The organism is Wolbachia endosymbiont (group B) of Hofmannophila pseudospretella (genome assembly GCF_964028515.1).
In the GTDB taxonomy this organism is placed as follows: domain Bacteria; phylum Pseudomonadota; class Alphaproteobacteria; order Rickettsiales; family Anaplasmataceae; genus Wolbachia.
The window spans coordinates 1,294,126-1,307,548 of sequence record NZ_OZ034788.1 but is presented as its reverse complement, the minus strand read 5'-3'; the positions used below and the strand labels follow the sequence as shown (position 1 = coordinate 1,307,548).

Genomic DNA, 13,423 nt, shown 5'->3' with positions numbered 1-13,423 from the left:
ATAAACCTACTTTCACTCTCTATAAGGTATTCTACTTAGAGCTTGAATAGTGAAAACATCTTTAAGTGCAGAAACTATACCTGTGTTTGCTTTCTCTTTTTTTACTTCTACAATTGTATAACCAAAAATTGCACCTAACGCTAGACTAATGGTAGCTGATGCTGCACAAATTGCAATCGCTGCTCCCGCAGAACATGATATTGTCATACCTGCAACATAACCTATTGTACCACTCACACCAATGCAGACGTATTTCTTCCGTAGCTCTTTTTGTATATGACTTTTCAGATATTCTTTTACATCTAAATGCCTGTTTCTAGTAGCATAATTCAGAGCAGTGTTTTCATAGCCATCTTTCACATTAACATTTGCTTTTGCTGTTTCTATCAGGTACTTTACTACCTCTAAATAGCCACTTCCAGCAGCCCACATTAGAGCAGTTCTTCCATAGTGATCTGTTGAATTAATATCTTCTTTCTGTTTTTCTATCAGGTATCTTACTGTTTCTAATTGACCATTTTCGGCAGCTGAAAATAATCCTGCATGATTGTTAATCATTTGTGCAAATGATAATGTTTTTAGTTTAGGGGGTTGTAACTCTTGAGTATTAAAGTTTAATTGTGCTGGAACAATTTCTACTTCAAGCTCTACATGTTCTCTTGTGAAACGATCAAATAGCCTTTTTACCTGATCAATTGTTTGAATTCTTACCTTATAATACCGCGATAAAGAATTGATTATTTCCCTGTTGTTAAGAAAAAATATCACTAATTCTATTTTACCTGTTAAATCTTTAGCACAGATTGAGTATTCTATATTTAATCTATCTTGTGAAATATTTTGTATTGTCTCACTCTCTGTCCAAATTCTTACCTGTTCATTAATTCTCTTACTTACAAGAAAATTATATAATTCACTATCTTCTTCCTTCATTTTATTGAGCTCATCCTTACAGTCATACCAATAAGATGATAATTCTGGTATCTGAGTAGGATGAGGCAAGCGAGGTATTGACATATCAAGATTAGCTATTAAATGATATCTAGTTAGAAGCTTTGCTATCTCCGTATGGCCATTTACAATAGCATATGTTAGGGCAGAGAATTGACCTTTACGTTTCACATTTAAATTAGCTCCATTTGCTATTAGAAGTTGTACTACCTCAAGATGACCATGGTTAGCAGCATGAATTAGAGCAGTTATGTTTCCCGGAGATTCTGCATTAATATTTGCTCCCTCTTCTATCAAGTATTGTACTATCTCTAATTGACCATTTCTGGAAGCCCATATTAAAGCAGTTCTCCCATAATCATCATCTATTGTATTAATCATTGCTCCATCCTGTATGGCTTGCTGAACAAAACCTAGCTCACCTTCTTCAGCAGCATCAATTAGCTGCGCATTTAGCTGTTTTTGTGATAGCATATACCCCTCCTAAATAAATATACAGTTTAAAGCTATTTTAGCCACTATTCAAGTTTTAATGGCTAAAATTGATTGAATCACTTTTTAGTGTTTTTTTATGGTTGTTTGAATCTAGCAAAGATGAATCTATATAACAATCTAGTAATTCTCCTACTGCACTTAGTAAACCAGCTGTACAACCAGCTATTTTGATCTGGATGAGAGGAGATATAATTTATAACCACTCCCCTATCCTTTCTAGTTGTTTGTAGCTGTTAAATCTCAGGAATTTATCAAAATAAGGAGAGGCAATGAAGGGAGTAGTATCTCTTAAATAATTAGATAAGAAATCTGGTAGAATATTCCGAAATTCATGCATTTTTTGTCTATAATCTTTCAAAGCAATAACCTTTATTTTATCATAATCAAGTTTCCAATAAGCAAGCTCCGAGACTTCTTTTTTTGTTGTGTATTCCACGGCTAAAGCTTGTAAAATTAATTGCGGGAAAAATCCTGACATAACTTCCTCATTGGAAGGTGGTGAACCAAGTTTATAGTCTATAATTGCTACTTGCCCACCTGGTAGATACTCAACTCTATCACATCTTGCTGTCAATAAAATTTCTTCTGTCATTCGAGTATCTGACCAGCTCTTATTACACAATTGTCTGGTGTGTTCATTTGCAATCAAATTTTCTGGATCCAAGTAGTCAAGCACTGGGATGACACCCTTATTCTTAGTGGAAGTTGTACAGCATCCGCACAGTTGTGTGTCACGCGCTGGAATATGAAATATCGGATAGGAAAAGCTCTTCTCCAACTCAACTTGATTGTTTCTAGTCCTATCAAACTCAACAAAAGATTGAATTATCCTCTGCAACCTTACCCACCACATATTTGAAAAATTAAACTGACTAGTTGAGAACACTTCTCGTGCAATACTCATTGGTAACTTTTTGTTGCGTAAATATCTTGCAAGAATGTTATGTACCATAGTGCCAAATTCCAATATCGATGGCTTAAAATTCAAGTCTCTTAATTGTTTAAGGCCCAGTATATATTCAACGTAAAACGAATAAGGATTACGAATTAGCTTTTCTATTGCACTGCAAGATATCACTTGCATTTTTGCTTGCCTCACTTCAGTTTTAGGTTTTGGCATAGGCTGAGCACATGGAACAATGCACTCAGGTGTATTTAATATTCTTAGCCAATTGCGATAAGGATATTTTGGTTCTTGTAACAGAACTTCCAAACGGCGCAATAGAATTGATTTTCTATCACTCACTAGCCTCGTAATATAAACCTTGCCGGCACCAAATAAATTGCGCAAAGTATACAAAAAGTACCCTTGCTCTTCTTGCACAGAAGGAAGGTTAAATTTTTCTCTATTCAGTGCACTCAAAAACGGATTCTGAAAATTTGGTATATCATTAAATCCAGCAAGTATTACAACTTTATTTTGATATAAGCTAAATTTATCAAAGTTATTTTCTGGAGAAAAAAACTTCCTTTTTAAAAATAATATCAGGATTTGACTATATAACTCTAAGGAACACTCAATTGCTATACCGTCACATGCATTTAAGAAATCACGAGTAAAATTACCTATTTCACCATTTAGCTCTAGAAAATTCACATTAGAAAGCACATTAACACACTGTAAATGAGCTGCTGCTATATCAGAAATAGGATAATTTGTAAGATTAAGTAAAAGATTAAATATAGTTTCTAATCTACTGATAATAATTAATATATCTTCTTTATATCTTAGCTTTTTACAAGTACTAATAGCGTTGATAATATCCTTAAGACCATTTATATCAAAGCTACGCAATACTTCTATCTCAAACTCAGATAAAATACGAGTGTACTCTTCTTGAGCGTAACCAAAAGTCACTAGTCTATGTTTAAGAAGAGAAAGCAATGCCACACCGTTCCATTTTGAGTTCAAAATCTCAATACTATAAAGCAGAAGCGTCACATAAGAACAGTTTTCCGATATGGGGCACACCATACGAACTGCAAGTAATTTATCAAAAACAAACAAAGAAACGTTTTCATAACCTTCATTCTCTATAATTAGTGACGTCACCTGTGCTTCTTCCTCTCTGGAATCACAAGTGATGACTTCAATATTGCCAATATATCCATTACTAACTTTACTTAGATCGGCAGTTGTATCAAAGACATAATCTAGTTCAGGACTGCCTGTCATCCCAGACCTCTGATTTTTAGTGTACGAACATTGTAATTTGCAGGTAATTTGAGTAGTAGATGATGTCATTCCAGTGCTTGACACTGGAATCCAGTTTCTATTGTACAGCCACCTGGTGCACTCATTTAAAGTTAAGTTTTCTGGATCCGAGTGTCTGGGCACTGGAGAACACGCTTCTGGCAGAAAACTTACATCCTCTCTGCCTATACTTAAATAATCGAGCAGATCTTTTAGGCAATATTGATAATGTTTTTTATCAAGTGATTGCCAATCTTTCTCTTTAATTTTCAAATTCAGATTAGGTAAAATTATCTTTCCAAATGGCAGGTCGTATACAGCTTTAATCAACAACTTATAAATCTCCTCCTTCCCAATTCCAATAAAGATCATATGCTGATCTTTCTGCAGGGAGGCTATCATATTGTTTATGTAGTCACTCTTATGCTTTAGTATATCTACTAATCCTAAATTTTTTAAAGTGTTATTCCAAGTTTTGATAAGTAAGTTTATGAAATTCTCCATTTTCTTCGAATGCTCATCAAGCTGATAACAATCCGCTATTTGGGTATATTGAAGTAATGACGGCAAACTGTAAACTAGATCGATTGGAAAATTATCATTGTGTTTTTTATTCCACTCCAATATAAATTGAATGAGTAGCAGCGTTCTCTTTGTCGGGTTAATAACTTTAACTCTATCAAGATTTAATATTAAATCTTCTTCATCAATGTTTTCTAGTGAAACTATCTCTGGCAAAATTATAGTTCTGTAATTCTTGAATGCACTCAGCAATGCTATCACATCCCTCTTGCAGGGAAGTATGATCTTTATCTCGGGAATTTTTTCTCTTTCATATTCAGAAAATATGTGCTGAACCAGCACATCAAAAAGGGACTCATTCACATTAACAGTAAAAACTCTTCCCACTAACAGTAACAATTAATACAACACTTTTATTGTATAGAAATTATTTAAAATATAAATGTGCTCGCAGTTTCTTATGCTATGATATATTAAAGTCTTTCACAATATTACATGGCAAACATCAGAATAGAAGTTTTTAATAAATGTGAACAAGTTGGCCGCAGAAGGGTAGTTAATGTTTACTTGATTTACATAAGCAAAGAATTACCATCAAAATTACATGAAGAAATTTGTGAGCTATTTTATAATAAAGTCATACAAGACTGCCGTTATTATTCCTACAATGAAAACCTTGAAGAAGTTCAATATAACTTCATAGAATCACAAGCAAAGTGGGGCTTGGAGATAAGCTTTTTACCTGGCATGACCGATAACGTAGGCAACACGGCAAAACAAATTGTTAGAGAATATCTAATGAGCAAAGGCCACATTGATGAAAGTGTTTCTATCAAGGCAAGAAGTTCAAAATTGATTCTAAGTCAAGGAGGTTTTCCAACCGAAGATGACATAAAACAGGAATTCAATTCTATTACTGAATATTGCACACTTGTCTATAAAGAAAACGGCAATTGCCATTGGAAGTATTACAGTAAACCAAATACCCCACCTGGTGTCATTACAGCGCGTGACCAGGAAAAAAAAGAATGGATCCCAGTGTCAAGCACTGGGATGACACCAGGTAATAATGGAGCAAAATCTGTCAAACTCAATGTAAGTGACCAAGAGCTTGAAAAAATCAGCAGAGATGGAATCGATGGTAATGGCACTTTAGGGCTCTCGCTGGCAGCAATGAAAGCTATAAAGGATTACTTTAAAAAACTCGGTAGAAATCCATATGATATTGAACTTGAGTCTCTGGCACAGACTTGGTCTGAACATTGTAAACACAATATTTTTTGCTCCCCTATTGATGAAATAAAAGACGGTCTATATGCTCATTATATTAAGCGTGCAACGCGTGAGATAAATTCTAACATATGCGTGTCAGTTTTCTCCGACAACGCAGGAGGAATAATTTTTGATGATGATTACTTGATTGTAGATAAAGTTGAAACTCACAATAGTCCTTCAGCTCTCGATCCGTTCGGTGGAGCAATGACTGGAGTGCTTGGAGTTAACCGAGATATAGTCGGTTTTGGCAAAGGTGCAGAACCTATCATGAATACTTATTACTTTTGCTTTGCCAAAGAATCAAAAGGCAAACTTTATAGAGATAAAGAGCGTACTGATAAAATCTTACCACCAAAATATATAATGAAAGAAGTGATTCACGGTGTTAATGTTGCTGGTAATTGCTCCGGTATTCCAACGCAACTTGGATCAGTATACTTTGACGATAGATTCTGTGGAAAGCCATTAGTTTTTGTTGGAAGCATCGGAATTATTCCACGGAATATAAATAATGCACCTTCACACATAAAAGAACCCAAAAACGGTGATAAAATCGTAATTATTGGTGGAAGAGTTGGAAGGGACGGAATTCACGGTGCAACTTTTTCTTCAGAGGCATTGTCGGGAAACAGCCCTTCAACAATTGTGCAAATTGGTGACCCTATAACACAAAAAAAATTATCCAACGCCGTCGTAGAAGCAAGAGATCTTGGTCTTTATAATGCAATAACGGATAATGGAGCAGGCGGTCTATCATCGTCCATTGGTGAAATGGGAAAAGACGGATTTGAAGTTGATTTGAGCAAGGTTCTCCTTAAAAACGAGGGTATGGCTCCGTGGGAAATATGGATATCAGAATCACAAGAGAGAATGACCTTAGCAGTGCCAGAAGAAAATCTTCCTGCGTTTAAGCAAATCATGAAAACACATGATGTGGAGGTCTGTGTAATTGGAAAATTCAACAAAAGTGGCAAAGCCGTTGTTAAATGTCCCCCAGGGGCAGTAATAATGGACATCGAAACTGAATTTCTGCATGACGGTAATCCCAAAGTGCATTTACAAACAAAGCCATGGTCTGGAAAATCTAACCCATACGCTATCATTCCAGAATTCTCTCCTGTCATCCCAGTGCTTGACACTGAAATCCAGCAGGCTTTGTCTGCAAATAAATCTAAAACTTTATGTCAAAATACGTGCGATGGCAGAGTTGAGCTTGAGATAGATTCCAGTGTCAAGCACTGGAATGACACCTTTGCACTAAAAGAAATGCTAAGCAGACCAAACATACGCAGCAAAGAGTTTATAGTGGTGCAATATGACCATGAGGTTCAAGGATCGTCAATACTGAAACCACTGCAAGGCAAGGGAAGAGTGTGCAGTGAAGCTGTTGTCTCGAGGCCAGTCCTTTCTTCAAACAAAGGTGTTGTAAAATCGCAGGGATTTGGCTCAAGTTATGGAGAAATTGACACTTATCACATGGCAGCATGTGCAATTGACACTGCAATACGCAACTACGTAGCTGCAGGAGGAAATATAAATCATCTAGCGTTGCTCGACAATTTTTGCTGGTGCGATGCTTATAATCCAGAAAGGTTGTGGCAACTAAAGAGAGCTGCAGAGGCTTGTTACGACTTTGCAACTGCATTTAAAACGCCATTCATATCTGGAAAAGATAGTATGTTTAACGACTTCAAAGGGTATGATGAAAATGGCAAGGAAGTAACGATATCTGCGCCACCTTCATTACTCATTTCAGCAATTGGAGTTATAGACAATATTGAAAATGCGGTATCGCTTGATGTGAAAATGCCAGGGGACTTGATATATGTGCTTGGTACAACCCACGATGAGCTTGGTAGATCTGAATATCAGTTATATAGTGGAATAGATAATAACAACGTGCCAAAAGTTGATGCAAAGAGCGCTAGGAAGTTGTATGAACGTTACAACCAGGCAATAAAAGATGGTATAATTGTCTCTGCAATTGCACCAAACTTAGGCGGCTTAATTATTGCTCTGGCAAAATCGCTAATTGCAGGAGACCTTGGTGCTGAAATTGATCTTTCACTAGTACCAATAGGAAAAACACAAAATACAGACATAATAAACAAGATAATAATGTTTTCTGAATCGCAAAGTAGAATATTAGTAACCATTGCCCCGCAAAATCAGCGGAAGTTTGAAGAATTGTTTAAAGGTATAGTTTTTTCATGTATTGGAAAAGTGACAGAGGAGAAAGCTCTCAATATAAAGGATATTATAAGAATAGATTTGAAAGACTTAGGTGCTAGTTTAAATAACTTTTGATTATGCTAGACAAATTTTTCATTATGTGTAATGTCTGATTAAAATAAATGCATGTTATTAAATTTGGGTAGGTGATTATGTCCATTTTATCAATACTCTTGCTTATCAGTCTTTCTTTACTTAACACTTCAAATAAATTAATGATATGTGCTACCTTATTTGTGGGAGCTACTTTAGTTGTAAACTCAATGGTTGAGTTTCATGGTAGAAGCAAAGCTACTTACAGCTTAATAGTGTGTACAGTGATATGCTGTCTTTTTAAATTGCAAAATTTTAGTTTGGTAATATTGGTTTCATATACTGCAATTCTAGTCTCTCTTCTCTCAAGCATAGTTATTTTAAAAAAATTAAAGTCCAAATTGAATTTTCATATGGCAAATTTCATCACTTTAATTATAGCATCAGTCATTGATAGTACGATTGTTTGTGTTGGACTACTATACAAAATTTCTGCAGGTAAATGCTTATCAAGATATATTAAAGATTTAATTTTCAAGTTTTCCTATGCATCGATATTGAGTATCTGCTTGTTTGTAGGAATGTATTTATTCTCCTTAGCAAGCAAGAAGTATTTTAAGGTTTCTGCATAACCCGTCTTCTGATATAGCCAAAATAGTTTAGATTTAACTATAACCGTCATTCCGCTATTTGTTAGCAGCTTGGCAGTATAATGTGAAAAGCACTTATTCGGATAGCGGTTCTAAAATCAAAATAATTGAAAACTGTTAACTTAAGTTATCCTTTAAGAGAGCTAGTACAATTTCTTACAGGTTTCATACATGATAAGAGTTTTATTTTTAGCTAAATCAATTGAAATAAGCTACAAAATCTGTTAAAGTCAACTTTGTGCAAGCACCCTTAGCTCAGTTGGATTAGAGCATTTGACTACGGATCAAAAGGTCGGGCGTTCAAGTCGCTCAGGGTGCACCATATTTTATAGGAAATAGAGGTCATACTTGAAATTCATATATGTAATACCTATCTTTAAAGGTAAAATACTGAGCTATTATATATGAACAAAAAAGACTACTATGATCTGCTAGAAGTGAGCAGAAATGCTAGTATTGAAGAGATAAAAAAAGCATATAAAAAACTAGCATTAAAATATCATCCTGACAGAAATCCTGGTAATAAGGAAGCAGAGGAAAAATTTAAAGAAGTAACAGCTGCATATGAAGTTCTATCTGACTCTGAAAAAAGAGCAGGTTATGATCGTTATGGTCACGATGGTGCTTCCGGTGGATTTGATTTCAGCCAAGCTGGAGGGGATTTTAGCAATATATTTAACGATTTTTTTGGTGGAGGATTCGGCGGCAGTACAAGTAGGTCAAGAACAAAAAGAAGTACAACAGGAGTATTTGGAGCAGATCTGCGCTACGACCTTAAAATTACCTTAGAAGATGCATTTAAAGGAATACAAGCACCTATACATTATGTGACAAATATAAAATGTAATACATGCCAAGGCACAGGTAGCGAAGGAGCAATCAAACCAGTTCAGTGCAACACATGCCAGGGAAGCGGTAGAATTAGAACTCAACAGGGCTTTTTTACCATTGAAAGAACGTGTACTACATGCTATGGGGAAGGAGAAATAATACAAAATAAATGTAAGAAATGCGGTGGAAGTGGGCGTAAAAGAGATGAAGTAAATATCTCCGTTTCAATTCCAAAAGGCATAGAAGAAGGAGCTAAGGTAAGAGTCAGTGGTAAAGGAGAAGCTGGAGCAAGAGGTGGAAAAAGCGGAGATTTATACGTATGTGTGAAAATAGCTACTCATCAGATCTTCACTCGCAATAGAGCAGATTTACACTGTAAAGTGCCTATAAGAATGACACTAGCAGTGCTTGGTGGTGAAATCGATATTCAATCAATTGATGGAGCTAAAATAAAAGTAAAGATCCCTGAAGGCACTCAAACTGGTACCAAACTACGTTGTAGGGAAAAGGGTATGCCATATATGAACTCACATGCTCGTGGTGATTTATACGTACAGGTAATAGTTGAGACTTTAAATCCAAAGAATTTAACCCAAAAGCAGATTGAGCTATTAAAAGCGCTTGAGGAAGAGGAACATGAAAGTGTAGAGCAGAAATCTGAAGGATTCTTTGAAAAAGTAAAAAAAAAATGAGAAATTTGCTAAATGATATAAAGAGGTAGCTGTCTACACTTAATTCTTTTTACCAATTTGAAAGCCTTCTCTTTTAGTGAAAAGATTTTTTTAAGTTATGCAAAAGTGATAAATTCCTTTATTTAAGGTCGAAGTTTTGCTATCCTCAGGTTTTAATAATTTAAATTTAATGAATATAAACAAAAATGAGTTTTTATTTCTTCCGCTTGGGGGAGTAGGAAGAATCGGGATGAATGTTAGCCTATATCATTACCAAGGTAAGTGGATTATGATCGACCTTGGTGTTGGTTTTGCAGATGAAACTATGCCAGGTGTTGAGTTGCTCATTGCTGATATAGATTTTATTGCTCAAAGAAAAAAAGATTTACTTGGAATAATAATTACACATGCACATGAGGACCACTGCGGTGCAGTGCCACACTTGTGGGAAGAGTTGCAGTGCTCCATATATACAACAAAGTTTACGGTTAATTTTCTTAAAGAGAAACTAAAAGAATTTCGATTGGAAGGTATAGTGCCTGTGAAAGAGGTAGACATAAATGGCAGCATAAATTTGGGTCCTTTTACCGTCGAGTTTATAAATGTAACTCATTCAATTCCTGAAGCAAATTCAATATTAATTAGCACTGAAATGGGTAGTGCACTCCATACCGGAGACTGGAAATTCGATCCAAAACCTGTTGTTGGATTAACTTCTAATATGGAGCATCTAAAAGAAATTGGCGATAAAGGTGACCTGCTTGCAGCAATTTGCGATTCAACCAATATATTAAGCAAGCATCACCCTGAGTCAGAAAGTGAAATTTATGATAATATTTACAATATAATAAAGCGGTCTAAAAAATTGGTTGCTGTCTCGCTATTTGCCTCGAATGTGGCGCGAATTGAAACAATAAGCCAAGCTGCAAAAGCACTAAATAGAAAAGTGGTTTTACTTGGCAGATCTTTATGGAGAATAGTGAAAGTTGCGCAGGATAGTGGTTATTTAACTGATTCTCCTGAGTTTCTTGAAGCAAAGGAAGCAGTAAATTTTCCAAGGGAAGAACTGGTGCTACTTTGCACAGGTTGTCAAGGTGAGCCACTGGCAGCTACCGCAAGACTTGCCGCTAAGAGTCATCAAGCATTTAAAATGCAGCAAGGTGATACCATGATCTTTTCATCAAAAATCATTCCTGGCAATGAAACTCGTGCACATAACATGCTCAATGCCTTTATTGAGATGGGAGTGGAAGTTATTACTGAAAAAACAGAAAATGTTCATGCTTCCGGACATCCAGTAAAAGCAGAGCTAAAGGAAATGTATTCTTTGATAAAACCTAAGATGTCTATTCCGGTTCATGGTGAGTATCTTCATACGGATGCACATGTAAAGTTTGCTAAAGAGTGCGGTGTGAAAAAAGCAATAATGATTGCACCAGGTGATATTGTTAATTTGGAAAATGGGGAAAAAGTTAGCTCCATTGATGTCGACTACTTTGGTATTGATGGTATGTTACTCCGTCATCCAGAATGCAGCGTTATAAAAATGCGTGAGAGAATGAGAGATGCCGGAGCTATCGTAGTGACAGCAGTTGTAAATAAGAAAAATAAACTGCTTGCTAAGCCAAAAGTATTTGCACCTGGTGTTTTCGAAGCGCAAAAAGATGCAGCCATTATGCAAAAGATCATAAAGAAGGTTGAGTCAGCATTTGACTCACAGCCGATAAAAAAAATAAGAAATAAAATTGAGAGCTCAATATTTAGTATCTTAAAAGAATATTTACTAAAAAGACCTATAATTGAAGTCCAGATAGAACAGGTATAGAAATACACCTCTTTTTATTAACCATTATTTGAGTAAGAAGTTAACAATGTATTCTTTGATGTTATTTCAGCATGCAATACTGGAATCCGTAAAAAAAAATCAGTGTCAGATCACACAACTATACAAACATTGTGATTTGAATCTACCAGAAGGGTGTCGTCCCAATGCCCATGCATACAATTGTATGAACATTGTAGTTTTAGAGCAATCTCCATCAGGAAAATGTCATCCCAGTGTCAGAGCACTGGGATCCAGTTTTTCATGCAACCTTGTCAAAGACGTTTGTTTTAGCATAAAACAACTACTTTTATGCTTGCCACCTCAGTGCACTTACTTGCAGTCAAATTTCTGGATTCCAGTGTCAAGTACTGCAGAAATTGATTTACTCTACTGTCATGCAGTTTAACTTCAAAAGTAAGCTATTTGCTGAGATGACAGGAGGTAATGCAAGAAATCTAATGAAGCTATTCGTTCAACTGGTGTTATTTATTTCGTTATTTATTCCTTATTCCACAAAAGCTGTTTTATATGTTGATATAAAAAAAAGCAATATTGGTAATATTGATCTTGTTGTATCTAAATGTGCATGCAAGACAGAAGTGGAAAGTGAGCTAAGTGAAAGCATCACAAAAGTAATTGAAACAAATCTATCTAATTGTGGCTTATTTAATGTGAAACGTAACACGAAAGTTGAGTCTTGGAAAAGCGATACTGTAGTCACAGTAAGTTTAAGTGAAGTATCAAACAGAAATTTAGAGCTATCTTTTCGTTTATCTGACAGCTTTACAAACAGAGAATTGCTTACTCAGTCGGTTGTTTTTCTAGCAAAAGACTGGAGGAAAATTAGTCATCTTGTTTCAGATGTGATACATGATAGATTGATTGGTGAGAAAGGGCATTTCAATACAAAAATTACATATATCGCTGAAGAAAAAGATAGCAATTACAAATCCGTCCGTAAAATTGCTGTGATGAATCAAGATGGAAGTAATATAAAGTACTTAACAAATGGTGAGAAATTTGTGTCAACACCAAGATTTTCACCAAATGGAAAGGGTATTGTTTATATCTCATACACAAATGGTAAAAGTTATATAATATTAAAAAATTTAAAAGATAACACTGAATCAATAATCAGCGCATTTGAAGGAGTTATTTCTGCACCAAGATTTTCTCCTGATGGTAAATCTCTTTTTATTTCCCACTCATTGAGTGGTGAAACAAATATATTATCTCTAGACTTAAGCAGCAAACGAACAAAAAAAATTACTAAAGGTTCAGCTATAAGTACTTCTCCCTCTTTGTCTCCAGATCAAAAGTACATGGTTTTTAGTTCTGATATAAGTGGAAGTCAGCAAATATATATCATAGATTTCACTAAAAAAAGCAAAAAACCCAAGAGAATTAGTTTTGGAAATGGAAGATATGCTACACCTGTTTGGTCGCCAAAAGGAGATCTGATAGCTTTTACAAAAATTCAGTCAGGAAAATTTTACATAGGAGTTATGAAGCCAGATGGCAAAGAAGAGCGCTTGCTTTCAGAGGGGCATAAAATTGAATCTCCGGCATGGCTACCAAATGGCAGAGAAATTATCTTTACTAACGCAGAATCACCAAGCAACTCTAAATTATATTTAGTAGATTTAGTAAAGAAAAATCAAAAAATGGTTTTTACTCCAACGAATGCTTCTTTACCAGATTGGTCTTATTTTTGAAAGTAGATCTATAAAATCGGTATAAATCT

General features: G+C 35.3%; 6 protein-coding genes and 1 tRNA gene. 5 read left to right on the top strand and 2 right to left on the bottom strand.

All coding sequences use genetic code 11. The features are described from left to right. Nucleotides 1-12 precede the first annotated feature (12 nt). Together ABWU24_RS06315 and ABWU24_RS06310 are read right to left on the bottom strand one after the other, a co-directional pair. On the bottom strand, nucleotides 13-1,425 hold the full coding sequence (locus ABWU24_RS06315) for an ankyrin repeat domain-containing protein (protein ID WP_341815941.1): 1,413 nt from the start codon (nucleotides 1,423-1,425) through the stop codon (nucleotides 13-15). A 214-nt stretch (nucleotides 1,426-1,639) separates the two neighbouring features. Next, nucleotides 1,640-4,549: a PD-(D/E)XK nuclease family protein gene (locus tag ABWU24_RS06310; protein WP_341815940.1), complete on the bottom strand. Its 2,910-nt coding sequence runs from the start codon at nucleotides 4,547-4,549 to the stop codon at nucleotides 1,640-1,642. Between the two features lie 108 nt (nucleotides 4,550-4,657). On the opposite strand from ABWU24_RS06310, the gene ABWU24_RS06305 reads away from it, so the two are divergent. From ABWU24_RS06305 to ABWU24_RS06285, 5 genes are all read left to right on the top strand, one after another. Next, nucleotides 4,658-7,744: a phosphoribosylformylglycinamidine synthase subunit PurL gene (locus ABWU24_RS06305; protein WP_341815939.1), complete on the top strand. Its 3,087-nt coding sequence runs from the start codon at nucleotides 4,658-4,660 to the stop codon at nucleotides 7,742-7,744. Between the two features lie 852 nt (nucleotides 7,745-8,596). After that, nucleotides 8,597-8,674 (top strand) — tRNA-Arg (locus tag ABWU24_RS06300). Nucleotides 8,675-8,756: 82 nt separating this feature from the next. Next, nucleotides 8,757-9,875 (top strand): molecular chaperone DnaJ, encoded by a 1,119-nt coding sequence (gene dnaJ, locus ABWU24_RS06295; protein WP_353274612.1) that lies wholly within the window; start codon nucleotides 8,757-8,759, stop codon nucleotides 9,873-9,875. Between the two features lie 169 nt (nucleotides 9,876-10,044). Continuing rightward, nucleotides 10,045-11,679 carry a ribonuclease J gene (locus ABWU24_RS06290; protein WP_353274610.1) on the top strand — a complete coding sequence of 545 codons (1,635 nt, stop codon included), beginning with the start codon at nucleotides 10,045-10,047 and terminating at the stop codon, nucleotides 11,677-11,679. Nucleotides 11,680-12,137: 458 nt separating this feature from the next. Further along, nucleotides 12,138-13,394 carry a Tol-Pal system protein TolB gene (locus ABWU24_RS06285; protein ID WP_015588582.1) on the top strand — a complete coding sequence of 419 codons (1,257 nt, stop codon included), beginning with the start codon at nucleotides 12,138-12,140 and terminating at the stop codon, nucleotides 13,392-13,394. The last annotated feature ends 29 nt before the right edge of the window (nucleotides 13,395-13,423 follow it).

Coding starts and splice junctions, on each gene's coding strand:
- dnaJ (WP_353274612.1), top strand. CDS start 8,757: ATGAACAAAAAAGACTACTATGATCTGCTAGAAGTGAGCAGAAATGCT.
- ABWU24_RS06290 (WP_353274610.1), top strand. CDS start 10,045: ATGAATATAAACAAAAATGAGTTTTTATTTCTTCCGCTTGGGGGAGTA.
- ABWU24_RS06285 (WP_015588582.1), top strand. CDS start 12,138: ATGAAGCTATTCGTTCAACTGGTGTTATTTATTTCGTTATTTATTCCT.
- ABWU24_RS06305 (WP_341815939.1), top strand. CDS start 4,658: ATGGCAAACATCAGAATAGAAGTTTTTAATAAATGTGAACAAGTTGGC.
- ABWU24_RS06315 (WP_341815941.1), bottom strand. CDS start 1,425: ATGCTATCACAAAAACAGCTAAATGCGCAGCTAATTGATGCTGCTGAA.